The 23,297-nt window shown below is 72.4% G+C and carries 21 protein-coding genes and 1 tRNA gene; 14 read left to right on the plus strand and 8 right to left on the minus strand.

Annotated features, from left to right (window positions below; translation table 11 throughout):
• The 5 genes from B446_RS21750 to B446_RS21770 form a co-directional block, all read right to left on the minus strand.
• Positions 1-1,062 carry a 2-oxoacid:ferredoxin oxidoreductase subunit beta gene (locus tag B446_RS21750; RefSeq protein WP_020941594.1) on the minus strand — a complete coding sequence of 354 codons (1,062 nt, stop codon included), beginning with the start codon at positions 1,060-1,062 and terminating at the stop codon, positions 1-3.
• Complete coding sequence (locus tag B446_RS21755) at positions 1,055-2,983, minus strand: 2-oxoacid:acceptor oxidoreductase subunit alpha (protein WP_020941595.1); 1,929 nt, start codon at positions 2,981-2,983, stop codon at positions 1,055-1,057. The genes B446_RS21750 and B446_RS21755 overlap by 8 nt, the downstream gene beginning before the upstream one ends.
• 286 nt (positions 2,984-3,269) lie before the next feature.
• Entirely contained in the window at positions 3,270-3,929 is a 660-nt protein-coding gene (locus B446_RS21760) for a response regulator transcription factor (protein WP_020941596.1), read from the minus strand.
• Positions 3,930-4,303: 374 nt separating this feature from the next.
• Positions 4,304-5,668, minus strand: coding sequence for a sensor histidine kinase (locus B446_RS21765; RefSeq protein WP_020941597.1), 1,365 nt, complete (start codon positions 5,666-5,668; stop codon positions 4,304-4,306).
• Positions 5,669-5,864: 196 nt separating this feature from the next.
• Positions 5,865-7,052 (minus strand): sensor histidine kinase, encoded by a 1,188-nt coding sequence (locus tag B446_RS21770; protein WP_020941598.1) that lies wholly within the window; start codon positions 7,050-7,052, stop codon positions 5,865-5,867.
• A 224-nt stretch (positions 7,053-7,276) separates the two neighbouring features.
• Between B446_RS21770 and B446_RS21775 the strand changes: the two genes are divergently transcribed.
• The 12 genes from B446_RS21775 (at position 7,277) to B446_RS21830 (ending at position 19,055) form a co-directional block, all read left to right on the plus strand.
• Positions 7,277-7,696, plus strand: coding sequence for an NADH-quinone oxidoreductase subunit A (locus B446_RS21775; RefSeq protein ID WP_020941599.1), 420 nt, complete (start codon positions 7,277-7,279; stop codon positions 7,694-7,696).
• On the plus strand, positions 7,687-8,307 hold the full coding sequence (locus B446_RS21780) for an NADH-quinone oxidoreductase subunit B (protein WP_020941600.1): 621 nt from the start codon (positions 7,687-7,689) through the stop codon (positions 8,305-8,307). The genes B446_RS21775 and B446_RS21780 overlap by 10 nt, the downstream gene beginning before the upstream one ends.
• Entirely contained in the window at positions 8,307-9,926 is a 1,620-nt protein-coding gene (locus tag B446_RS21785; protein WP_020941601.1) for an NADH-quinone oxidoreductase subunit C, read from the plus strand. The genes B446_RS21780 and B446_RS21785 overlap by 1 nt, the downstream gene beginning before the upstream one ends.
• A complete protein-coding gene (locus B446_RS21790; RefSeq protein WP_020941602.1) occupies positions 9,923-10,891 on the plus strand; it encodes a complex I subunit 1/NuoH family protein in 969 nt (322 codons plus the stop codon). The genes B446_RS21785 and B446_RS21790 overlap by 4 nt, the downstream gene beginning before the upstream one ends.
• A gap of 2 nt (positions 10,892-10,893) precedes the next feature.
• On the plus strand, positions 10,894-11,448 hold the full coding sequence (locus B446_RS21795; protein ID WP_020941603.1) for a NuoI/complex I 23 kDa subunit family protein: 555 nt from the start codon (positions 10,894-10,896) through the stop codon (positions 11,446-11,448).
• Complete coding sequence (locus tag B446_RS21800) at positions 11,445-12,110, plus strand: NADH-quinone oxidoreductase subunit J (RefSeq protein ID WP_020941604.1); 666 nt, start codon at positions 11,445-11,447, stop codon at positions 12,108-12,110. Before B446_RS21795 ends, B446_RS21800 begins: the two co-directional genes overlap by 4 nt.
• Entirely contained in the window at positions 12,110-12,496 is a 387-nt protein-coding gene (gene nuoK / locus B446_RS21805; RefSeq protein WP_020941605.1) for an NADH-quinone oxidoreductase subunit NuoK, read from the plus strand. The genes B446_RS21800 and nuoK overlap by 1 nt, the downstream gene beginning before the upstream one ends.
• Complete coding sequence (locus B446_RS21810) at positions 12,493-14,487, plus strand: NADH-quinone oxidoreductase subunit L (protein ID WP_020941606.1); 1,995 nt, start codon at positions 12,493-12,495, stop codon at positions 14,485-14,487. Before nuoK ends, B446_RS21810 begins: the two co-directional genes overlap by 4 nt.
• Positions 14,488-14,493: 6 nt before the next feature.
• Complete coding sequence (locus tag B446_RS21815) at positions 14,494-16,068, plus strand: NADH-quinone oxidoreductase subunit M (protein ID WP_020941607.1); 1,575 nt, start codon at positions 14,494-14,496, stop codon at positions 16,066-16,068.
• A complete protein-coding gene (locus B446_RS21820; protein WP_020941608.1) occupies positions 16,065-17,600 on the plus strand; it encodes an NADH-quinone oxidoreductase subunit N in 1,536 nt (511 codons plus the stop codon). Before B446_RS21815 ends, B446_RS21820 begins: the two co-directional genes overlap by 4 nt.
• 202 nt (positions 17,601-17,802) lie before the next feature.
• Positions 17,803-18,666 (plus strand): zinc metalloprotease HtpX, encoded by an 864-nt coding sequence (gene htpX / locus B446_RS21825; protein WP_020941610.1) that lies wholly within the window; start codon positions 17,803-17,805, stop codon positions 18,664-18,666.
• Entirely contained in the window at positions 18,663-19,055 is a 393-nt protein-coding gene (locus B446_RS21830) for a YccF domain-containing protein (RefSeq protein ID WP_020941611.1), read from the plus strand. The genes htpX and B446_RS21830 overlap by 4 nt, the downstream gene beginning before the upstream one ends.
• Positions 19,056-19,132: 77 nt before the next feature.
• Here the strand turns inward: B446_RS21830 and B446_RS21835 are convergent, their stop codons facing one another.
• A complete protein-coding gene (locus tag B446_RS21835; RefSeq protein WP_020941612.1) occupies positions 19,133-20,410 on the minus strand; it encodes an APC family permease in 1,278 nt (425 codons plus the stop codon).
• A gap of 155 nt (positions 20,411-20,565) precedes the next feature.
• Here B446_RS21835 and B446_RS21840 point away from each other — a divergent pair, with 155 nt between their 5' ends.
• Positions 20,566-20,832, plus strand: coding sequence for a GlsB/YeaQ/YmgE family stress response membrane protein (locus tag B446_RS21840; protein WP_020941613.1), 267 nt, complete (start codon positions 20,566-20,568; stop codon positions 20,830-20,832).
• Between the two features lie 113 nt (positions 20,833-20,945).
• Here B446_RS21840 and B446_RS21845 read toward each other — a convergent pair whose 3' ends face one another.
• A complete protein-coding gene (locus B446_RS21845) occupies positions 20,946-21,434 on the minus strand; it encodes a YajQ family cyclic di-GMP-binding protein (RefSeq protein WP_020941614.1) in 489 nt (162 codons plus the stop codon).
• A gap of 225 nt (positions 21,435-21,659) precedes the next feature.
• Here B446_RS21845 and B446_RS21850 point away from each other — a divergent pair.
• Positions 21,660-21,741: transfer RNA gene (locus tag B446_RS21850), tRNA-Tyr, on the plus strand.
• Between the two features lie 164 nt (positions 21,742-21,905).
• On the opposite strand, the gene B446_RS21855 is transcribed toward B446_RS21850, so the two are convergent.
• Positions 21,906-23,273 carry a tyrosine-type recombinase/integrase gene (locus tag B446_RS21855; RefSeq protein ID WP_020941615.1) on the minus strand — a complete coding sequence of 456 codons (1,368 nt, stop codon included), beginning with the start codon at positions 23,271-23,273 and terminating at the stop codon, positions 21,906-21,908.
• Positions 23,274-23,297 lie beyond the last annotated feature (24 nt).

A 23,297-nucleotide genomic window follows, 5' to 3' on the forward strand; every position in this document is an offset into this window, starting at 1 on the left:
TCAGCCGACGACCGTCCAGGTGTCGCCGCCGGCCAGCAGCGCCCCGAGGTCGCCCTTGCCGCGCTGCTCGATGGCCGCGTCGAGCTGGTCGGACATCGCGGTGTCGTAGACCGGCCGCTCCACGGACCGGAACACGCCGATCGGGGTGTGGTGCAGCGTGTCCGGATCGGCCAGCCGGGAGAGCGCGAAGGCGGTGGTGGGGGACGCCGCGCCGGCGTCGTGCACCAGGATGTCCGCCTCGTTCTCCGGGGTCACCGTCACCACCGTCAGATCGCCGGTCCGCCGGTCCCGCACCACACCGCGGCCGCCGTCGGTCCCGAACCGGATCGGCTGCCCGTGCTCCAGGCGGATCAGCGCCTCCTCGGCCCGCTGCTTGTCCTTCAGCGCGTCGAAGGCACCGTCGTTGAAGATGTTGCAGTTCTGGTAGATCTCGATCAGGGCCGTGCCCGGGTGGTCGGCGGCCGCCCGCAGCACCTCGGTCAGGTGCTTGCGGTCGGAGTCGATCGTGCGCGCGACGAAGGACGCCTCCGCGCCGATCGCCAGCGACACCGGGTTGAACGGCGCGTCCAGCGAGCCCATGGGCGTCGACTTGGTGACCTTGCCGACCTCCGAGGTGGGGCTGTACTGCCCCTTGGTCAGGCCGTAGATCCGGTTGTTGAACAGCAGGATCTTCAGGTTCACGTTCCGGCGCAGGGCGTGGATCAGGTGGTTGCCGCCGATGGACAGCGCGTCGCCGTCACCGGTGACCACCCACACGCTCAGGTCGCGGCGCGAGGTCGCGAGACCGGTGGCGATGGCCGGGGCACGGCCGTGGATGGAGTGCATCCCGTAGGTGTTCATGTAGTACGGGAACCGGGAGGAACAGCCGATCCCGGAGACGAAGACGATGTTCTCCTTCGCCAGCCCCAGCTCCGGCATGAAGCCCTGCACCGCCGCCAGGATCGCGTAGTCACCGCAGCCCGGGCACCAGCGCACCTCCTGGTCCGACTTGAAGTCCCGCATCGACTGCTTGGCCTCGGCCTTCGGGACCAGCTGCAGCAGCCCGTTGGTGGCGTCAGTCATCGATGGCCTCCTTCAGCGCGGCGGCGAGCTGTTCCGCCTTGAACGGCATGCCGTTGACCTGGTTGTACGAGTGGGCGTCGACCAGGTACTTCGCCCGGATCAGGGTGGCCAGCTGCCCGAGGTTCATCTCGGGGATCACGACCTTGTCGTAGCGCCCCAGCACCGCGCCCAGGTTGCGCGGGAAGGGGTTGAGGTGCCGCAGGTGCGCCTGCGCGATCGACTCGCCGGCCGCGCGCAGCCGCCGTACCGCCGCCGTGATCGGGCCGTACGTCGAACCCCAGCCGAGGACCAGCGTGCGCGCCTCGTGCGGGTCGTCGACCTCCAGGTCCGGGACCTCGATGCCGTCGATCTTGGCCTGGCGGACGCGGACCATGAAGTCGTGGTTGGCCGGGTCGTAGGAGATGTTGCCCGTGCCGTCCTGCTTCTCGATGCCGCCGATGCGGTGCTCCAGGCCCGGAGTGCCCGGGACCGCCCACGGCCGCGCGAGGGTCTGCGGGTCCCGCTTGTACGGCCAGAAGACCTCGGTGCCGTCCTCCAGCGTGTGGTTCGGGCCCGAGGCGAACTGCACCCTCAGGTCCGGCAGCTCCTCCAGGTCCGGGATCCGCCACGGCTCGGAGCCGTTGGCCAGATAGCCGTCGGAGAGCAGGAACACCGGGGTGCGGTAGGTCAGCGCGATCCTGGCCGCCTCCAGCGCCGCGTCGAAGCAGTCCGCCGGCGTCATCGGGGCGACGACCGGGACCGGCGCCTCACCGTTGCGGCCGAACATCGCCTGGAGCAGGTCCGCCTGCTCGGTCTTGGTGGGCAGCCCCGTCGAGGGGCCGCCGCGCTGGATGTCGACCACCAGCAGCGGCAGCTCCAGCGAGACCGCCAGACCGATCGTCTCGCTCTTGAGCGCCACACCCGGGCCGGACGTGGTCGTCACCGCCAGCGAACCGCCGAAGGCGGCGCCCAGCGCGGCGCCGATGCCGGCGATCTCGTCCTCGGCCTGGAAGGTGCGCACGCCGAAGTTCTTGTGCTTGGACAGCTCGTGCAGGATGTCGGAGGCCGGGGTGATCGGGTAGGAGCCGAGGAACAGCGGCAGGTCCGCCTGCTGGGACGCGGCGACCAGGCCGTAGGCCAGGGCCAGGTTCCCGGAGATGTTCCGGTAGGTGCCGACCGGGAACGCCTTCGTGGCCGGGGCGACCTCGTAGGAGACGGCGAAGTCCTCCGTCGTCTCGCCGAAGTTCCAGCCCGCGCGGAACGCGGCGATGTTGGCCGCGGCGATCTCGGGCTTCTTGGCGAACTTGCTGCGCAGGAACTTCTCGGTGTTCTCGGTGGGCCGGTGGTACATCCAGCTCAGCAGGCCCAGGGCGAACATGTTCTTGCTGCGCTCGGCCTCCTTGCGGGAGAGGTCGAACTCCTTGAGCGCCTCCACGGTGAGCGTGGTCAGCGGCACCGGGTGCAGGTTGTAGCCGTCCAGCGAGCCGTCCTCCAGCGGGGAGGCGGCGTAGCCGACCTTCTGCAGGGCGCGCTTGCCGAACTCGTCGGTGTTCACGATGATCTCGGCGCCGCGCGGCACGTCGCCGATGTTGGCCTTCAGGGCGGCCGGGTTCATCGCGACCAGCACGTTCGGCGCGTCGCCCGGGGTCAGGATGTCGTGGTCGGCGAAGTGGAGCTGGAACGAGGAGACACCGGGCAGGGTGCCGGCGGGGGCACGGATCTCGGCGGGGAAGTTGGGGAGCGTGGAGAGGTCGTTGCCGAAGGACGCGGTCTCCGAGGTGAACCGGTCACCGGTGAGCTGCATGCCGTCACCCGAGTCCCCCGCGAACCGGATGATCACCCGGTCCAGGCGCCGCACGTCCTTCGCTCCGCCCGGTTTGCGCTGCTCTCCCACGACGGCGGCGTCGGCCTGCTCCGCTGGGCTGCTGACCTGGCTGGTCACTGAACTGGACCTCCTTCGAGGCGGCTGTCCGGGCGTGGTCTTCCCAGGGACCATCCCAGGATCAACCCTACGTCGGTTAGGTAGCCTTCCCGTGGCCATCCGTATGATGGACGGCTTTTCGAGACGGCCTGTCGCGCTGACTTGTCATGATGTCCCGCACCGCTCGAGCGCCGGTGTAGACGCTCCCCGCGATTTCCTCGGTCCTCCCTGCGTGGCCTCCCACCCGAGTACCCGGCTTCCACAGAAGCCGGACCGTCTGACGCGCTGCTGACACAGTGTCGGCCCGTTACGAGTTCAGGTAGGTCAGTACGGCCAGAACACGCCGGTGGTCGCCGTCGCTCGGGGACAGCCCGAGTTTCAGGAAGATGTTGCTGACGTGCTTCTCCACCGCCCCGTCGCTGACCACGAGCTGCCGCGCGATGGCCGAGTTCGTCCGTCCCTCCGCCATCAGCCCCAGCACCTCGCGCTCACGCGGAGTGAGCCCCGCCAGCACGTCCTGCTTGCGGCTGCGGCCGAGCAGCTGCGCGACCACCTCGGGGTCCAGCGCCGTACCGCCCTCCGCCACCCGCACCACCGCGTCGACGAACTCGCGCACCTCGGCGACCCGGTCCTTCAGCAGGTAGCCCACGCCCCGGCTGGAACCGGCCAGCAGTTCGGTGGCGTAGCGCTCCTCGACGTACTGTGACAGCACCAGCACGCCGAGTCCCGGGTGCTCCTTGCGCAGCCGTACGGCGGCCCGCACCCCCTCGTCGGTGTGCGTCGGCGGCATCCGCACGTCCGCCACCACCACGTCCGGCAGCGCGCCCTGCGCGTCCAGGTCGGCGATGGTCTTGACCAGCGCCTCCGCGTCCCCGACGCCGGCCACGACGTCATGCCCGCGGTCGGTCAGCAGCCGGGTCAGGCCCTCCCTGAGCAGCACCGAGTCCTCGGCGATGACCACCCGCACCCTGTCCTCCACGTTCTCCCGGCCCCCCACAGCCCCGACCTTCCGACGGCGTCCTCGTACGGAAGTCCAGCATTCCAGCAAACGGGCCGTCGTGCGCAGGAGCCGGGCAAAGCGCGGCGCCGGGGACCGCGGGGGATCGTCCTGACGCGAGCCGGGGCGGGAGCGGCCGGTCGGACCGGTCGGATGCGCCGGGGCAGCTCGGCCGTCACCGGGTCAGGCCCGTCCGGGGCAGCCCGGCGGTCCCCGCCCGGCAGGGCGGCTCGGCGGCCTCCCGGTCAGGCCCGTCGGGGCAGCTCGGCCGTCACCGGGCCAGGCCGCCGGGGCCATTCGGCAGTCGCCCGCCCGCCCGGCAGGGCAGCTCGGCGGTCTCCAGGTCAGGCCCGCCAGGGCAGTTCGGCGATCACGCGGGTGGGGCCGCCGGCCGGGGAGTCCACCACCAGGACGCCGTCCACCGCGCCCAGCCGGCCCGCCAGGCCGCCCAGGCCCGAGCCGCGGGTCGCGTCCGCGCCGCCCACCCCGTCGTCCATCACCTGGATCATCAGCCGGTCCGCCGAGCGCCACACGTCCACCGACGCCGACCGCGCCCGGCTGTGCTTGCTGACGTTCTGCAGCAGCTCCGAGACGGTGAAGTAGGCGATGCCCTCGATGGCCGGGACCGGCCGGGCCGGCAGGTCGACCTCCACCCGCACCGGCACCGTGCACCGGGAGGCGACCGACGACAGCGCCGCGTCCAGACCGCGGTCGGTCAGCACCGCCGGGTGGATGCCCCGGGCCAGGTCCCGCAGCTCCTGCAGGGCCGTCTTCACCTCGCCGTGCGCGTCCTCCACCATCCGGGCCGCCGCCCGCGGGTCCTCCCGCAGCTTCTCCTTGGCCAGCCCCAGGTCCATGGCCAGGGCCACCAGCCGGGCCTGCGCCCCGTCGTGCAGGTCCCGCTCGATGCGGCGCAGGTCGGCGGCCGCCGTGTCGACCACCATCCCGCGGTCCTCCTCCAGCTCCACGACCCGCGCCGACAGCCGCGACGGCCCCAGCAGCCCCCGCACCATCAGCCCGTCCACCGCGGTCAGCCCGCGCACGACCCACGGCGTGACCAGCGTGAACAGAAGTCCGACCAGCGAGGTCATGGTGATCTCGAACGGGTTGTCGAGATACACGCTGTGGTGCGCGTCGCCGTACAGCTGCAGACCGCCCTGCCCGGCGTACATCGGGAACACCCAGAACCACAGCGGGTACGTCAGCAGCGCCCAGCCGTACACCCAGAAGTTCACCGCCACCACGAACGAGAACACCGACCACGGGAACTGCAGCAGCGCGTACAGCAGGCTCCGCCACGAGGCGCCGCTCTTGAGCACCGCCCCCATCCACGCGAACACACCCGGCTTGGCCGTCCGCAGCGGCTCCGGGGCCGCCACCGCCACGCCCAGCAGCGCGCGGGCCCGGGAACGCTCCAGCGCACCGAACCCCCGGCAGCCGGCCAGCGCCACCGCGAGCACCGGGACACCGAGGAAGGTCACCAGCAGGCCGGCGCCGAGCGCCACCATGGTGACCGTCCAGGTGAACAGCACGATCGCGACCGGCAGGCTCAGCAGCACATAGCCGAACTCGCGCCGGCTGCGCACCTCGAAGGGCGCCCGCAGCACGGCGGGCAGCCCGGAGCGCCCGGCCCCCTCGTAGGCGGGGAAGCCGGATCCGGCCGGGTGCCCGTGTCCCCGCCCGTGCTCCTGTCCGTACTCCGTGGCCATCGGCTTCGTCCCGTTCTCCTCGTCATGGCGGTGGTGCCGCCGTGTCCGCCGTGTCTTTTCGCGGCGTGCAAGAAGCCTGGCGCGCGGAGCCTCGGCGGGCCATGGAGGCCGTCGGCCTCTTGGAGCGGGGGTTTTCCCCACCCCCGGCCCCGCCTTCGGCACCCCCGGCCCCGCTTCGGGCCCGCCTCGGGCCCGGTCAGTCCGTGCCCGCGCGGTCCCGCCACGGCAGTTCCGCCGTGACCACGGTCGGGCCGCCCTCCGGCGAGTCCACGACGAACAGCCCGTCCACGGCGCCCAGCCGGTCCGCCAGCCCCCGCATCCCGCTGCCGCCGTCCAGCCGGGCGCCCCCGCGGCCGTCGTCCAGGACCTGGATCAGCAGCCGGTCCTCCGAGCGCCACACCTCCACCGACGCGGTCCGCGCCCCGCTGTGCTTGCTGATGTTCTGCAGCAGCTCCGAGACGGTGAAGTAGGCGATGCCCTCGATGGCCGCCGCCGGACGCGCCGGCAGGTCCGCCGTCACCCGCACCGGCACCGTGCACCGGGAGGCGACCGACGACAGCGCCGCGTCTAGGCCACGGTCGGTCAGCACCGCCGGGTGGATGCCCCGGGCCAGGTCGCGCAGCTCCTGCAGCGCGAGCTTCACCTCGCCGTGCGCCTCCGCCACCATCGCCGCGGCCGTGTCCGGGTCCTCCAGCAGCTTCTCCTTGGCGAGACCCAGCCCCATCGCCAGGTTCACCAGCCGGGCCTGCGCCCCGTCGTGCAGGTCACGCTCGATGCGGCGCAGGTCGGCGGCCGCCGTGTCGACGACCACCCCACGGTCCGACTCCAGCTCGGCGATCCGGCGCTCCAGCTCGTCCGACGGCGACAGCAGCCCGCGCACCATCGCCCGGTCCGCGTTGGCCAGCCCCCGGGCGACGAACGGCAGCACCGGCCACAGCACGAACAGCGAGACCAGCACGACGGCGAAGGTGAGCACCCCCCACGGCAGCCGGATCAGGTCGTACAGCAGGGTCCGCCAGCCCACCGGGTCCTTCAGCGCCAGCCACAGCCGCTGCACCGGACCGCCGCCACGGGCGATCGGCAGCGGCGTCGGCTCCTCCACCCACAGCCCGAGCAGCGCACGGGCCCGGGCCCGTTCCAGCTTGCCGAGCTGGCGGGCGCCCAGCAGGCAGACGGCCAGCAGCGGGAGCCCGACCACCGTGACGGTGAGGACCCCGCTGACGAGCACCACGGTGAACACGTACGTGAAGCCCAACAGCGACACCGGCAGGTTCAGCAGGAGATGCGCGATCTCCTTCCAGGTGTGCGCGTCCAGGGCGAGCCGGGCCGCGGGCAGGCGGTCGGGGCCGTCGGTCCGGCCGGCGGCGGAGGCGGAAGCGGTCATGGCGGCCAGCCTGCCGTGCCCGGCACCCCTCGCGCCATGCGGTGCGCCGCCGCCGTGTGCGGGGGAAAACCCCACCCCGCGCACGGCCCCCGCGTCTCACGCCGTGACGGGCCGCTTACCGTGTCTTTATCAGGGCCTAGACTCCCGTGCGTACAGATCCTCGAATCACGGCGCGCCACAGGGTTCGGCAAGGTCACGAGGTCAGGGAACGAGGGAGACGGACGGTGCGGGAGACGTTGGGGCACTCGGCGGTCGCCGCGGGGAACGTCGTCGCGGCCGGCTACTTCCGGTCCTACTCGGTCGTGGGACTGCTCGCCCTCGTCGGCGTGCTGTTCGTCGCGGTCGCCTTCGGCGCGGGCCGCCTGCTGCGGCCGGTCGTGCCCACCCCGGAGAAACTCCTCACCTACGAGTGCGGCGTCGACCCCGTCGGCGAGGGCTGGGCCCACACCCAGGTCCGCTACTACGTCTACGCCTTCCTCTACGTGATCTTCGCGGTCGACTCCGTCTTCCTGTTCCCGTGGGCGACCGTCTTCGCCGCCCCCGGCTACGGCGCGACGACCCTCGTGGAGATGTTCGTCTTCCTCGGCTTCCTCGCCGTGGGCCTGCTCTACGCCTACAAGAAGGGGGTCCTGGCATGGACGTGAACCCCGAGCCCGCGCACCAGCCCGCGCACGAGCCCGTTCACCTGCCGGAGCCGAAGCGCCTGGGCGCGCTCGCCCGGCTGGCTCCCGAGCCGATGAAGGTGGTCCTGAACTGGGGCCGCCGCTACTCGCTGTGGGTCTTCAACTTCGGCCTGGCCTGCTGCGCGATCGAGTTCATCGCCGCCTCGATGGCCCGCCACGACTTCATCCGGCTCGGCGTCATCCCCTTCGCGCCGGGCCCCCGCCAGGCCGACCTGATGGTCGTCTCCGGCACGGTCACGGACAAGATGGCCCCGGCCGTCAAGCGCCTGTACGAGCAGATGCCGGAACCGAAGTACGTCATCTCCTTCGGCGCCTGCTCCAACTGCGGCGGCCCCTACTGGGACTCCTACTCCGTCACCAAGGGCGTCGACCAGATCATCCCGGTGGACGTGTACGTCCCCGGCTGCCCGCCGCGTCCGGAGGCGCTGCTCCAGGGCATCCTCAAGCTCCAGGAGAAGATCGCCCGCGAGTCGCTCGCACACCGCTACGGCGACGCCCGGCCGTCCGCCGCCGCGCTGCAGAGCGGCCTGGTGAAGCCGCCGGTGCCCGCGGCCGCCGAGGGGGACGCGTGATGAGCACGGCAGGCTGGCTGCCCGCCCCCGCCGAGGAGCTGTTCGGCCCGGAGGCCACCGCCGAGGAGGCGTACGAGGTCCTGACGGTGGACGTCCCGCCGTCCTCCTGGCTCACCGCCCTCGAAACCGCCCGTACGACCCTGTCCTGCACCTACTTCGACTGGCTCAGCGCGGTCGACGAGCCCGGCACCGGCTTCCGCGTCTCCGCCCACGTCGTCGCCCTCTCGCCGGTCCGCCGGCTGCTGCTGCGCACGACCGTCCCGCACGAGGCGCCGGCCCTGCCCTCCGCCGTCGGCGTCTACGCGGGCGCCGCCTGGCACGAGCGCGAGACACACGAGATGTTCGGGGTCGACTTCGCGAACCACCCCGGCCTCGACCACCTGCTCCTGCCGGACACCTTCGAGGGCCACCCGCTGCGCAAGGACTTCGTCCTCGCGGCCCGCGTCGCCAAGGCCTGGCCCGGCGCCAAGGAGCCGGGCGAGTCCGACCACGGCGGCCCCAAGCGCCGCCAGATGCTGCCCCCAGGCGTCCCGGACCCCAACGAGTGGGGCCCGCTCAAGGGCACCCTCCCCGCCGCCCCGGCCCGCCTGGCCCGCCCCGCGCGCGCGGCGGGCGACCGCCCGGTACGGCGCACCCGCACGGCAGCGGCAGGCTCGGCGAGCCAGGCGGCCGAGCCGGACACCGCCGCGACCGCCCCCGGCGCGGTGGAGACCAAGTCCGGCGCGGCGGCCGGTCCCGCCGGTGCGGCAGCGCGGCCGCGGCGGAGCAGAAGCGCGAGCGAGGGCTCGGCGAGCCAGACGGCAGGGGCGGCGGAGGCCGGGACCGCGGCCGGGACGCCGTCCGGTACGGCCGCCGGGACGCCGTCCGGTGCTGCGGCCGAGTCGGCGACCGGTGCGGCGGCTGGTTCCGCTGGTGCGACTGGTCCGGCTGGTGCGGCCGGTCGGCCGCGGCGGTCGAGGAGTGCCGGGGAGGGCTCGGTGAGCCGGACGGCCGAGTCGGCGGCCGGGGACGACGCGGCGGAGCGGAAGCAGGCGGCCGCCGAGGGCGACGCCTCCCGTCCGGCGGCGGAGACTCCCGAGGTCGAGGGCCCGGCGGCCGAGGCATCGGTGGCGCATGAGCCCACGTCCGCGCCCGCGCCGGCGGGGCCGCGCCGCGCCCGCAGCGCCTCGGGCGGCTCGGCCTCGCAGCGGGCGGCGACGGAGGAACCGGCGGGGACCGAACCGGCGGGGACCGAACCGGCAGAGGGCGAGCCGGCGGGAAGCGGGCCGGCGAGCACCGAACCGTCGGGTCCGGGCGACGGCCCCGGCCGTCCCGCCCGGCGCGGCACGGCCCCGCGCAGCTCGGACGCCCCGTGGCACCACGCCCGCCCGGCCTTCGACGAGGAAAGCGAGCCGGAGCGGGCACAGTCGCCCGAACCCGGGCCTGAGCCCGAGGCACCGGAGCCCCAGCCCGAGGCACCGGAGCCCGCGGCGGAGGCGCCCCGGCCCGAGGAGCCCCGGCCCGAGGCGGAGGCGCCCCAGCCGGAAACGCCAGAGGCCCTCCAAGCCCCCCGGGCCCCCGAAGACCGTGCCCCCGCCGACCGGGACACCCCCGAAGACCCCACAGGAGGTCCGCAGTGAACGACGCGCTGGACGTCGCCCTGCGACTCCTGATCGTGTTCGTCGTCTTCCTCACCTTCCCGCTGATCGTCGGCCAGACCGAGCACAAGGTGATGGCCCACATGCAGGGCCGTCTCGGCCCGATGTACGCGGGCGGCTTCCACGGCTGGGCCCAGCTCATCGCCGACGGCGTGAAGTTCGCGCAGAAGGAGGACGTGGTCCCGGCGGGCGCCGACCGCCGCGTCTTCCAGCTGGCCCCCGCCGTCGCCCTGCTGCCGTACCTGCTCGTCCTGCTCGCCATCCCGATCGGACCGGGCGAGGGAGCCGTCGGCCAGGTCCTCGACGCGGGCGTCTTCTTCGTGCTCGCGGTGATGGGCGTCGGCGTCCTCGGCTCGCTCATGGCCGGCTGGGCCAGCGCGAACAAGTTCTCCCTGCTCGGCGGCCTGCGCACGGCGGCCCAGCTGCTCGCCTACGAACTCCCGATGCTGCTCGCCGCGGCCTCCGTCGCCATGGCCGCCGGAACCGTCTCCCTGCCGGGCATCCTGCACGCCTTCCACTGGTGGTGGCTCCCCTGGCAGATCGTCGGAGCGGTGGTGTTCTTCGTGGCCGGCCTCGCCGAGCTGCAACGGCCGCCGTTCGACATGCCCGTCGCCGACTCGGAGATCATCTTCGGCGCGTACACCGAGTACACCGGCCTCAGGTTCGCCCTGTTCCTGCTCGCCGAGTACGCCGGGATCATCGTCCTGTGCGGCCTGACCACCGTCCTCTTCCTCGGCGGCTGGCACGGCCCCTGGGGTGCCGACGGCCTGGGCTGGGTGTGGACCCTGCTGAAGACCGCGGTCCTCGCCTTCGTGGTCATCTGGCTCCGCGTGACCTATCCCCGCCTGCGCGAGGACCAGCTCCAGAAGCTCTCCTGGACCCTCCTCGTCCCCCTCGCCCTCGCCCAGATCGCCCTCACCGGCATCGTCAAGGTGGTGATCTCCTAACCATGTCCCCCATCCCCGGCTCCGGCCTCGCCAAGGGCCTGGCCGTCACCCTGCGCACGATGACGAAGAAGACGGTCACCGAGCAGTACCCGGACGTCCTGCCCGAACTGCCGCCCCGCACCCGCGGCGTGATCGGCCTCTTCGAGGAGAACTGCACGGTCTGCATGCTGTGCGCCCGGGAGTGCCCGGACTGGTGCATCTACATCGACTCCCACAAGGAGACGGTCCCGCCCGCCGCACCCGGCGGACGCGAGCGCAGCCGCAACGTCCTCGACCGGTTCGCCATCGACTTCTCCCTGTGCATGTACTGCGGTATCTGCATCGAGGTCTGCCCCTTCGACGCGCTGTTCTGGTCGCCGGAGTTCGAGTACGCCGAGACCGACATCCGCGAACTCACCCACGAGCGCGACAAGCTCCGCGAGTGGATGTGGACCGTCCCCGCCCCGCCCGCCCTGGACGCCAGCGCGGAGGAGCCCAAGGAGATCGCCGCCGCCCGCAAGACCGCCGAGAAGCTGGCGGCCGCGCAGGCGGAGCCGCAGCAGGGCGGTGAGTCATGAGCCCCGCCGCAGCCCGGCACGGCATCGGGCTCGGTCTCGCCGCGGCCCAGCACGGCTTCCTCTCCCCGAACGGCGTCGAGATCGCCTTCCTGCTCGTCGGCCTGGTCACCCTCGGCGCCGCGCTCGTCACGGTCACCACCCGGCAGCTGGTGCACGCCGCACTGTGGCTGGTGGTCGCGCTCGGCGGCCTCGCCGTCGAGTACCTGCTGCTCACGGCGGAGTTCATCGCCTGGGTGCAGGTCCTCATCTACGTGGGTTCCGTCGTCGTCCTCCTCCTGTTCGGCCTGATGCTCACCCGCGCCCCCATCGGGCGGTCCCCGGACGCGGACTCCGGCAACCGGTGGGCGGCCCTCGCCGTCGCGCTGGCCGCCGCGGTCGCCCTGGTCTGGGTGGTCGTCGACGCGTTCCGCACCACCTGGATCGACCTGGGCGGCCCGGCCGCCGGCACCACCCGCGTCACCGGCGAGAGCCTCTTCCGGCACTGGGTCCTGCCCTTCGAGGCCCTCTCCGTGCTCCTCCTGGCCGCCCTGGTCGGCGCCATCGTCCTGTCCCGCAAGGCGAAGGCGGAGGCCCCGACGGACCCCGCGACCGGCGCCGAGGCCGCCGGCGCCCCGGGCACCGCTCCCGCGCCCCGCCCCGGCGCGAAGGAAGGCGCCCGCTGATGCACCTCGCCTACCCCGCCGTCCTCTCCGCCCTCCTCTTCTGCACCGGCCTGTACGGCGTCCTCGCCCGCCGCAACGCGATCCTGGTCCTGATGTCGGTCGAGCTGATGCTCAACGCCGTCAACCTCAACCTGGTCGCCTTCGACGTCTGGCTCAGCCGGGCCGCCCGGGACACCCTGCACTCCGGCCAGGCGCTGACCCTGTTCACCATCGCCATCGCCGCCGCCGAGATCGGCATCGGCCTGGCCATCGTGCTCGCCGTCCACCGCAACCGCGGCACCTCCGACATCGACCGACTCCGCGACACCGCCGAGGGCCACGGCGACGACACCGACGGCCCCGGCACCGGTACCTCCGCGGCCGAGAAGGCTGAGGCCACCGCGTGACCACGACCACCCTCGCCGTACTCGTCCCCCTCCTGCCGTTCCTGGGCGCCGCCGCCGGACTCCTCCTGGGCCGCACCGCGCCCGGATTCGTCCGCCCGCTCGCCGTGCTGCCGGCCCTGGCCGCGCTCGCGCTCGCCGCCACGGTCGCCGTGCGCCAGGGCGGCGGCCCGGCCCTCCACGCCCAGACCGAACTGACACCCACCGGCTCGGTCCCGATCGACCTCGCCCTGGACATCGACGGCTTCGCCGCGCTCGTCGCCGTCCTCGTCGCCTTCGTCGCGACCTGCGTGCAGATCTACTCCACCGGCTACCTGCGCGACGATCCGCGCTACGCCTCCTACGCGGCCCTCGTCTCCCTGTTCACCTCCGCGATGCTCCTCGTCGTCTACTCGGGCGACCTGATCGTGCTGCTGGTCGGCTGGGAGGTCATGGGCATCTGCTCCTACTTCCTGGTCGGCCACTACTGGGAGACCCCCGAGGCCCGTGCCGCCTCCCTGAAGGCCTTCCTCGTCACCAAGCTCGGCGACGTGCCCTTCCTCATCGGCCTGTTCGCGCTGGGCACCGACGCCGGGTCCTTCGACATCCCCCGCGTCCTCGCCACCGTGGCGAGCGGCGGACTGCACCACCCGACCCTGGTCGCCCTGCTGCTGCTCGCGGGCGTGGCCGGCAAGTCGGCCCAGTTCCCGCTGCACACCTGGCTCCCCGACGCGATGGCGGGTCCGACCCCCGTCTCGGCGCTCATCCACGCCGCGACGATGGTCGCCGCCGGTGTCTACTTCGTCGCCCGCCTCCTACCGGTGTTCGAGGCCTCCCAGGCCGCGATGGTGGTCCTCGCCGTGATGGCCGCCGTGACCATGACCGGCTCGGGCCTGGCTGCCCTGGCCCAGGACGACATCAAACGCGTCCTCGCCTACTCGACCATCGGCCAGCTCGGCTACATGACCGGCGCCCTCGCCGTCGGCGAACGCGGCGCCGCCGTCTTCCACCTCCTGTCCCACGGCGCCTTCAAGGCGCTGCTGTTCCTCGCCGCCGGCGTGATCATCCACGCCGCCGGCACCAACTCGCTGGCCGCCATGTCCCGCATGAGCCACCTGCGCGACCGGGTCCCGGACGCCTACTGGACGATGACCGTGGCGCTCCTCGCGCTCGTCGCGATCCCTCCCTTCAGCGGCTTCTTCTCCAAGGAGTCCGTCCTCGGCGCCGCCGAGCACGCGGCCACCGGGCACACCGCCCACGCCCCCGGCGCCGCCGGCTGGCTCGTCCTGGTCGCCGGCCTGCTCACCGCCCTGCTGACCGCCGCCTACGCCACCCGTCTGTGGCTGCTGGCCTTCCACGGCCGGGGCGCCGAGGCACCCGACCACGGCCGCCAGCCGCTGACCATGACCGTGGTGCTGTGGGTCCTGGCCGTGCCCTCCCTCGCCTTCGGCGGGCTCGCCTACCGCTCGCTGCCCGGCTGGTTCGACGGCCACGACCTGACCCCGACCCTCACCACCTCGATCCTCGGCACCGGCCTCGCCGTGGTCGGCGGCCTCCTCACCTACGGCGTCTGGCAGCGCACCAGCCCGCTCGCCGCCCTGGTGCCGCTGGGCGCGGTCGCCGCCCACCCCGAGGGCGACGCCGGGCTGGTCGAGGCGGAGGCCATCGCCACCCACGAACCCGCCTACGGCGACATCGCCTACGCACCCGACCCGGCCGACCCCGGCCGGCTGCTGCTCGGCCCGCTGCACCGGCCCGCGGCCGCCGGCTTCCACCTGGACGCCGTGTACGCGGCACTGTTCGTCCGCCCGGTCCAGGCCGGGGCGAGCCTCGTCCGGTTCCTCGACCGCGAGGTCGTCGACACCTACGTGCGCGGTGCGGCCGCGCTGCCCCGGCTGCTCGGGGCCGCCGTACGCCGTGCGCAGACCGGCAACGTGCAGACCTATGTGAGCGCGCTGCTCGCCGGCACCGTCGTCCTGGCGGTCGCCGTCCTCCTCGTCGCCACGGGAGCGTGAGCAGGCGTGATCGATATCAGCGAGTCCGTGATGCAGTTCCTTCTGGCGTTCGTCGTCGTCGGCCCGCTCCTCGGCGCCGTCGCCGCCCTCCTGCCCGCCCCGCCCGGACTGAAGGGGAAGTCACCCGAGCAGGCCGTGCTCCGGCACGGCGTGAGCGTCACCGGCGTGATCCTCGCCGCGGCGATCGTCCTCGCGCTCGGCTTCGACCACGACCACCCGTCGAAGATGCAGGCCACGACCGACATCAGCTGGATCCCCGCACTCGACGTGCGGATCCACCTCGGCATCGACGGCATCTCCCTCCCCCTCCTGGTCCTGACCGCGCTGCTGACCTTCCTCTGCGCGCTCTACTCCTACTTCAAGCCGCCCACGGGCCCGTCCCCCAAGGCGTTCGTCGCGCTGCTGCTCCTGCTCGAGACCGGCACCCTCGCCACCTTCGCCGTCCTCGACCTGCTGCTGTTCTTCCTCGCCTTCGAGACCGTGCTCATCCCCATGTACTTCCTCATCGCCCGCTGGGGCGGCGAGGGGCGGACCCGGGCCGCGTGGAAGTTCATCCTGTTCACGCTGCTCGGCTCCGTCGTCATGCTGCTCGGCCTGCTCCTGATCGGAATCAAGGCGGGCACGTTCGACATGGTGGCACTCGCCACTGACAACGGCCGGTCACTGACCACGTCCGTGCAGGTCATCGCCGTTCTGGCGATCGGTCTCGGGCTCGCGGTCAAGACACCGATGTGGCCGCTGCACAGCTGGCTGCCCGACGCCCACACCGCCGCCCCGACCGTCGGCTCCGTCCTGCTCGCCGGCGTCCTGCTGAAGATGGGCACGTACGGGTTCGTCCGCATCCTGCTGCCCGTCGCGCCGGACGGCTTCCACACCTTCGCCCCCTACCTCGCCGCCTTCGCCGTGGTCGGGATCATCTACGGATCCCTGGCCTGCCTGGCCCTGGCCAAGCGGGGCGCCAAGGGCGACCTCAAGCGGCTCATCGCCTACTCCTCCGTCGGCCACATGGGCTTCGTCCTGCTGGGCATCGCCACCATGACCCCGACCGGCGTCAACGGCGCCCTGTTCGCGAACATCGCCCACGGCCTCATCACCGGCCTGCTGTTCTTCCTGGTCGGCGCGCTCAAGGACCGGACCGGCAGCACCGACCTCGACACCCTCGCCGAGGAGACCGGCGCCGCCCTCTACGGCAAGGCCCCGCGCCTCGGCGGACTGCTCGCCTTCGCCGCCGTCGCCTCCCTCGGCCTGCCCGGACTCGCCGGGTTCTGGGGCGAGATGCTCTCCCTGTTCGGCGCGTTCGAACCCGGGGCCGGCCTCAGCCGCCCCGCGTTCCTCACCTTCATGGCGATCGGCGCCTTCGGCACCCTGCTGACCGCCGCGTACATGCTCGTCGTGGTCCGCCGGGTCTGCATGGGCGACGTGCCGCGGGAAGCCCCCCGCCTCGCCGACGTGCACGGCTACGAGTTCGCGGCCTGGACCCCGCTCGTCACCCTCACCGTCCTCGCCGGACTGTGGCCGAGGGCGCTGCTCGGCCTGACCGACCCGGCCGTGCAGCAGCTCCTCGCAGGAGGCACCCGATGAGCGCCCTGGCCCAGGCCCTGGCCGAGTCCGCGGTCCCGTCGGCGGTCCAGTCCGTCGACTGGCTCGCCATCGCGCCGCCCACCGTCACCGCCCTGGTCGGCCTCGCGGTGCTGGTCGCCGACCTGTTCGTGCCCGAGGCGCGCAAGCCGCTGCTCGGCTGGGTCTCCGTCGCCGGCCTGGCCGTCGCCGCCCTGACCCTGCTGCCGCTCCTGGACGGCGACCGCAGCACCTTCTGCCTGCCCGGGAACCCGCGCGTGTGCAGCTACACCGCCGACCACTTCACACTCGTCATCCAGTTCCTCGTCCTCGGCGGCGCCCTGCTCGCGGCCCTGCTGTCGGTCACGAACGTCCAGGACGAGCACCGGCGCGTCCCCGCGGGGGAGTTCTGGTTCCTGCTTCTCTCCTCCGCGGCCGGCGCAGCCCTGCTGCCCGCCTCCCGCGACCTGGCCACCCTGATCGTCGCCCTGGAGGTCGCCTCCCTGCCCGCCTTCGCCCTCGTCGGCATCCGGCACGGCGACAAGCGGTCCTCCGAGGCGGCCCTGAAGTTCTTCCTGTCCTCGGTCACCGCCACGGCGGTCAGCCTCATGGGCATCAGCTTCGTCTACGCCTCCACCGGCACCCTCTACCTCACCCAGGTCGCCCAGCGGATCCAGCACGTCGACGGACAGCTCCACACCCTCGCCCAGACCGGCGTCGTCCTCACCCTCGTCGGCTTCGCCTTCAAGACGGCCGCCGTCCCCTTCCACTTCTGGGTGCCCGACACCTACGTGGGCGCCCCGCTGCCCATCGCCGCCTACCTGTCGGTCGTCGGCAAGGCGGTCGGCTTCTCCGGCCTGATCCTCGTCACCGTCCTCGCCTTCCCGTCGTACGCCGACGTCTGGGGACCCGCGCTCGCCGCCCTGGCCGCCCTCACCATGACCGTCGGCAACGTCGGCGCCCTGCGCCAGAAGGCCACGCGCGCGTACAGCGCCGTACGGCTGCTCGCCTGGTCCTCCGTCGGCCAGGCCGGCTACCTGCTGGTGCCCATCGCCGCCGCCGGATACGTCAGGGACGGCCAGAAGGCGATCGGGTCCACGGTCGCCTACGCCCTCATGTACGCCGCTGTGAACCTCGGCGCCTTCGCCGTGGCCGCCGTGGTCGGCCGGTCGAAGTCCCTCAACCGGATCAGCGACTACCGCGGCCTGTACGCCACCAACCCCGTCACGGCGCTGCTGCTGGCCTTCTTCCTGCTGTGCCTCGCCGGCCTGCCGCCCGGCGTCATCGGCCTGTTCGCCAAGGTCACCGTGTTCGCCACGGCCGTCGACGCGGGCCTGGGCTGGCTCGCCGTGGTCATGGCCGTCAACGTCGTGATCGCCCTCTTCTACTACCTGCAGTGGGCGGCCCTGCTCTTCCGCGCCCCCGAGGGCGAACCCGCGCGACACCGGGTCCCCGCGCCCCTCACCGCGGCCCTCGCCCTCACCGGCGTCCTCGGCGTGGCCCTGTCCGGCGTGCCCCAACTGGTCCTGCGCTTCGCCGCCACCGGACTGTTCTGAGGACTTGTCACGCGCGCGTAGGGCACCCGAGGCCCCCACGCGCGCGTCGGCCGTACGGGCACGTACGGGCACGTCACCCGTACGGCCGACGCGCGCCCACGCACGCACCAGGGAACTCGCGCCCGCCGCCTGGCGTTGACCAGAGCGGGAGGGTCCACTGGACCCAAAGGGTTCCCCCGCTGCACGACTTGGAGGGCGTACCGTGCACCGCCGGCACAACGGGCTCAGGACCGCAGTACTCCTCGGGGGACTGTCCGCGCTCATCATCGTCATCGGCAGCTTCTTCGGCCGGACGGGACTGATCGTGGCCGTCCTGATCGCGCTGGGCACGAACGCGTACGCCTACTGGAACAGCGACAAGCTGGCGCTGCGCGCGATGCGCGCCCGCCCGGTCAGCGAGTTCGAGGCCCCGGCGCTGTACCGGATGGTCCGCGAGCTGTCCACGCAGGCCCGCCAGCCCATGCCCCGCCTGTACATCTCCCCGACCGAGGCGCCCAACGCGTTCGCCACCGGCCGCAACCCGCGTAACGCGGCCGTGTGCTGCACCGAGGGCATCCTGCGCCTGCTCGACGAGCGCGAGCTGCGCGGGGTCATCGGCCACGAACTGAGCCACGTCTACAACCGCGACATCCTGATCTCCTCCGTCGCCGGCGCCCTCGCCTCGGTGATCATGTTCCTGGTCAACTTCGCCTGGCTGATCCCCATCGGCCGGTCGGACGACGACGACGGCCCCGGCCTGCTCGGCATGCTGCTGATCATGATCCTGGGCCCGCTCGCCGCCAGCCTCATCCAGCTCGCCATCAGCCGCTCCCGGGAGTACGAGGCCGACGCCTCGGGCGCCCAGCTCACCGGCGACCCGCTGGCCCTCGCCGGCGCCCTGCGCAAGCTGGAGGCCGGCACCCAGCAGCTCCCGCTGCCCCCCGAGCCGCGGATCGAGACCGCGAGCCACATGATGATCGCGAATCCCTTCCGCGCCGGTCAGGGCTTGACGAAGATGTTCTCCACCCACCCGCCGATGGCGGACCGCATCGCCCGGCTCGAGAAGATGGCAGGTCGACACCAGTGAGAATCATCCTGAACATCATCTGGCTCGTCCTGAGCGGCTTCTGGCTGTTCCTCGCCTACCTGCTCGCGGGCGTCCTGCTCTGCGTCACGATCATCGGCATCCCGTTCGGGATCGCCTCCTTCCGCATCGGCGTCTACGCCCTGTGGCCCTTCGGGTACACCACGGTCGAGCGCCGGGACGCGGGCGCGCCCTCCTGCGTCGGCAACGTGCTCTGGCTGGTCCTCGCCGGCTGGTGGCTGGCCCTCGCGCACATCACCACCGGCATCGCCCTGTGCCTGACGATCATCGGCATCCCCTTCGGCATCGCCAACTTCAAGCTGATCCCGGTCTCCCTGCTGCCCCTGGGCCGCGAGATCGTCAGCACGGACGAGCCGTTCGCGGGACGCTGAGCACCGCCCCTGGACGCCCCCGGGCGCCGGACCCGCGGCCCCCGGCCGCCGGACCCGCCGCCCCCCCGGCGCCGGCCCTACCGCCCCCGAGCCCGACCGGAGCCGTCGGCGCCCCGCCCCGCCCACCGGCGCCGTACGCCGTAGGCCAGCACGCCCACGACCAGCACCGCCGCCCCCACGGCGACCGAGGCCGCCGGAAGCGCGCACGCCAGCGTGGCGCACCCCAGCAACCCCACGGCCGGCACCACCCGCGTCCTCACGGCGGGGCTCAGCGTCCAGGCGGAGGCGTTGGCCACGGCGTAGTAGGCCAGGACGCCGAACGAGGAGAAGCCGATCGCGCCGCGCACGTCCACCGTCGCGGCCAGCACGGCGACCACCGCGCCGACGGACAGCTCCGCCCGGTGCGGGACCCGGTACCGCGGATGCACGGCGGCCAGCGCCCCCGGCAGATGGCGGTCGCGGGCCATGGCGAGCGTCGTGCGGGACACACCGAGGATCAGCGCGAGCAGCGACCCGAGCGCCGCCACGGCGGCCCCCACGCGCACCACGGGCACCAGACCGGGCACCCCGGCCGCCCGCACCGCGTCGGCCAGCGGCGCCGTGGCCTGCCCCAGCCGGCCGGGGCCGAGCACGCTCAGCACGGCGACGGCAACGGCCACGTAGAGGACCAGGGTGATCCCGAGGGCCAGCGGGACGGCCCGGGGGATGGTGCGCGCGGGATCGCGTACCTCCTCGCCGAGGGTCGCGATCCGGGCGTACCCGGCGAACGCGAAGAACAGCAGCCCGGCCGCCTGGAGCACACCGCCGGCCCCGGACGGCACCCCGATCCCGAGCCGCCCGGCACCGGCCGCCGGCGAGGTCAGGCACACCACCACCACGGCGGCGAGGACGGCGAGCACGAAGGCCACGATCAGCCGCGTCAGCCAGGCGGACTTCTGGATGCCGCCGTAGTTCACGGCGGTCAGCGCCACCACGGCCGCCACCGCCACCGCGTGCGCCTGCCCCGGCCAGACGTACGCCCCCACGGTCAGCGCCATGGCCGCGCAGGAGGCCGTCTTGCCGACGACGAAGGCCCAGCCGGCGAGGTAGCCCCAGAACGGGCCCAGCCGCTCCCTGCCGTACACGTACGTCCCACCGGACGCCGGACAGCGGGCGGCCAGACGGGCCGAGGACATGGCGTTGCAGTAGGCCACCACGGCCGCGACGGCCAGCCCGAGCAGCAGACCCGGCCCAGCGGCGCGCGCGGCCGGGCCGAGGGCGGAGAACACGCCCGCGCCGATCATCGAACCGAGACCGACTAGGACGGCGTCCCGCAGCCCCAGGCTGCGTCGCAGCTCGGTGCCGGAAGTGGTCATGGGGCGCACCCTACTGAGGCGCGCAACCGTGCGAGCGACCGGCGACGTCCTCTTCACCGACACGACATGAACACGCGCGCGCCGGACAGCCGATCCTCACCGGATTCTCAGAGGCCGGTCAGCACGGGGACAGCGCGGGAGGGCAGGTTCAGGGCATGAGCATCATCGGTTGGATCATCCTGGGGCTTCTGGCCGGAGCCATCGCCAAGCTTCTGCTCCCGGGCCGCGACCCGGGCGGCTTCATCGGGACGACCCTCATCGGCGTCGCGGGCGCGTTCATCGGCGGCTGGATCTCGGCCCGCTGGCTGGACCACCCGGTCAGCAAGCACTTCTACGACGGCGCGACCTGGGCCGCCGCGATCGGCGGCTCCCTCGTCCTGCTGATCCTGTACCGCATCCTGTTCGGCAACTCGCGCGACTGAGGCGGCGCGGCTCGGCGCTGCGGGGGCGCCCGGCGGCGCGCGGGCGGCATGACGGAGGGGCGGGCATCACCGGATGCCCGCCCCTCCGTCATGTCACCTGCCGCCCACCGGTCCTACCGGTAGTTGACGAACTGCAGCGCGAAGTCGAAGTCCTTGCCCTTCAGCAGGGCGATCACGGTCTGGAGGTCGTCGCGGCTCTTGGAGCTGACGCGCAGTTCCTCGCCCTGGACCTGGGCCTTGACGCCCTTGGGGCCCTCGTCACGGATGATCTTCGCCACCTTCTTGGCGTTCTCCTGCGAGATGCCCTCCTCGATGGAGGCGAAGATCTTGTACTCCTTGCCGGACAGCTGCGGCTCGCCGGCGTCCAGCGCCTTGAGCGAGATGCCGCGCTTGATCAGCTTGGACTGGAAGACGTCGAGGACGGCGTTGACCCGGTCCTCGGAGTTGGCCTCCATCAGGATCTTCTCGCCGGACCACGAGATCGAGGCGCCCACACCCTTGAAGTCGTAGCGCTGCGAGATCTCCTTGGCGGCCTGGTTGAGGGCGTTGTCGACCTCCTGCCGCTCGACCTTCGAGACGATGTCGAAACTGGAGTCGGCCATGTCCTGTGGCTCCTTGTATCGGGGTGCGTATCGGGTGCGTACCGGCGTACGCGGCGGCGGCCGCCGGGCCCGGCAGGGAGCCGGTCCGCATCCGCCCCAGCCTAGCCACCCCGCGACCCGCCGGGTGCAGATCAATCGGGTGGCGAAGCACCCCTGTGCATCGGGTATTGTTTACGTCGTTGCCACGGAGCACCGCCGAAAAGCGGTTCGAACGGCAGCATCCCCGGCGGTGTGCCCGAGCGGCCAAAGGGAGCAGACTGTAAATCTGCCGGCTCAGCCTTCCCAGGTTCGAATCCTGGCGCCGCCACACGACCGAAAGGGTCTGTGACCAGCAGCAATGCTGATCGCAGGCCCTTTCGTCGTTGACGGGGTCAGTGTGGGTGCTATGTGCGCTTTTTCCCAGTCTGTCTCACTTGGATTCGCGTGCTGACCAGCCCGTGTGGGGCAGGCGTGGGGCAGCTTCGCGTACCTCTACCCGCCGTTCTTCAGCGCTCGCTCGATCCGGGCGTTCGCCGTGGCGGCGCCGCCGTCCAGGCACTTGGCGTACACCCGGAACAGTACGGCCACGCTGTGGCCGGCGCGCGCGGCCACTTCCTGCGGCTCCACCCCGGAACTGAGCCATGTGGACACGGCAGCATGCCGAAGGTCATAAGGACGCTTGGCCAACTGCGACGCGCGCTGAGCGGGCGTGAGGGCCCGTGCGCGAGCTTCTGCCCACACCTCGCCATATCCGGTGTCCTGGATGAGCCCACCGCGCTGGGTGCGGAACAGGCGTCCGTCTGGGGCGACGCCGTACGCGATGACGTGCCACCGCAGCAGGCTCACGAGGTCGGGCGGGATCGGCACCGGGCGGACCGCCTTCCGAGGCCGGTGCTTGAGCCCTCGCCGGTCGTGTGCTTCGCCGCTGTCGGTCCATGCTGATCCTGAGCGCGGACGGGTCTCCCGTAGCCATAGGGTCCCCCACCCTCGGCGGGGGAGGTCGCAGTCCTGTAGGCGGAGGCCGATGACTTCCGCCGGCCGTGCTGCCGCGTAGTACATGCACCCGAAGAATGCGACCAGGCGGCGCCCGCGGGCGCTCTGTGTGCGCACGGCGTCGAGCAGTGCGAGAGCCTGCCGGGGATCTGGGACCGAGGCCGGGTCCAGTTCCTCCGCAACCTGCTCCGGAGCCTTCCACTGCACTTGTGGCAGAGGGTTATCCGTCAGTCGGCCGGCGTCGACGGCGTAGCCGAGCGCGTTGTGAAAGATGGCCCGCTTCCGGCGGATGGTCGACGCGGACGCCGTGGTGCCGTCCAATTTCATGGTCAGGGCGTCCAGGGCGGCGCGCACCTGCATGCGGTCCGCCAGTGCAGAGGTCGGCAGGGATTTCCGCTCGAACCATGCCAGCACGGCGGCTACCTCGTCCGGCGGTTCTTCGTTCCGGCGGCTCACGTTGAATGCCCAACTGTAGAGAGCCGTCCGCACCGTCCTAGCGTCGGCCATGCCCTTGCTGTCCTTGACGAGCGCCGGCGTCACCGTGGCCATGGCTTCCGCGAGTGTCCGGCGCGTCGAGCCGGGGGAGTGCTGCCACTTCATCTCGATGTACTCGCGGGCGTGTTGATACCAACTCACGTCGTTGCGCTGCCGCAGCTCGGAGAGTGGTACGCCGGTGAACTCGTCGAAGGGCTCGCCGGCGTGTGCCGCGCGCAGAAGTTCAGCGCGTCGCCCCTCTGCCAGCGTCTTTGTGCGGAACGTCTGAGAGTGCGGAGTCTCGCCTGTCTTCCAGCGCAGCTCTGCGGAGGTTTGGCCCCGGTCTTTCCTCTGCCGTACTGACCAGATGCGAACGTCGTATGTCTTCCCCATCGGGGGCCTTCCTGTGAAAGGGGG

This window comes from Streptomyces collinus Tu 365 (assembly GCF_000444875.1).
In the GTDB taxonomy this organism is placed as follows: Bacteria; Actinomycetota; Actinomycetes; order Streptomycetales; family Streptomycetaceae; genus Streptomyces; species Streptomyces collinus_A.

Coding starts and splice junctions, on each gene's coding strand:
- B446_RS21765 (WP_020941597.1), bottom strand. CDS start 5,668: ATGGCCACGGAGTACGGACAGGAGCACGGGCGGGGACACGGGCACCCG.
- B446_RS21795 (WP_020941603.1), top strand. CDS start 10,894: ATGTCCCCCATCCCCGGCTCCGGCCTCGCCAAGGGCCTGGCCGTCACC.
- nuoK (WP_020941605.1), top strand. CDS start 12,110: ATGCACCTCGCCTACCCCGCCGTCCTCTCCGCCCTCCTCTTCTGCACC.
- B446_RS21840 (WP_020941613.1), top strand. CDS start 20,566: ATGAGCATCATCGGTTGGATCATCCTGGGGCTTCTGGCCGGAGCCATC.
- B446_RS21835 (WP_020941612.1), bottom strand. CDS start 20,410: ATGACCACTTCCGGCACCGAGCTGCGACGCAGCCTGGGGCTGCGGGAC.
- B446_RS21780 (WP_020941600.1), top strand. CDS start 7,687: ATGGACGTGAACCCCGAGCCCGCGCACCAGCCCGCGCACGAGCCCGTT.
- B446_RS21785 (WP_020941601.1), top strand. CDS start 8,307: ATGAGCACGGCAGGCTGGCTGCCCGCCCCCGCCGAGGAGCTGTTCGGC.
- B446_RS21750 (WP_020941594.1), bottom strand. CDS start 1,062: ATGACTGACGCCACCAACGGGCTGCTGCAGCTGGTCCCGAAGGCCGAG.
- B446_RS21845 (WP_020941614.1), bottom strand. CDS start 21,434: ATGGCCGACTCCAGTTTCGACATCGTCTCGAAGGTCGAGCGGCAGGAG.
- B446_RS21800 (WP_020941604.1), top strand. CDS start 11,445: ATGAGCCCCGCCGCAGCCCGGCACGGCATCGGGCTCGGTCTCGCCGCG.
- B446_RS21855 (WP_020941615.1), bottom strand. CDS start 23,273: ATGGGGAAGACATACGACGTTCGCATCTGGTCAGTACGGCAGAGGAAA.
- B446_RS21820 (WP_020941608.1), top strand. CDS start 16,065: ATGAGCGCCCTGGCCCAGGCCCTGGCCGAGTCCGCGGTCCCGTCGGCG.
- B446_RS21770 (WP_020941598.1), bottom strand. CDS start 7,052: ATGACCGCTTCCGCCTCCGCCGCCGGCCGGACCGACGGCCCCGACCGC.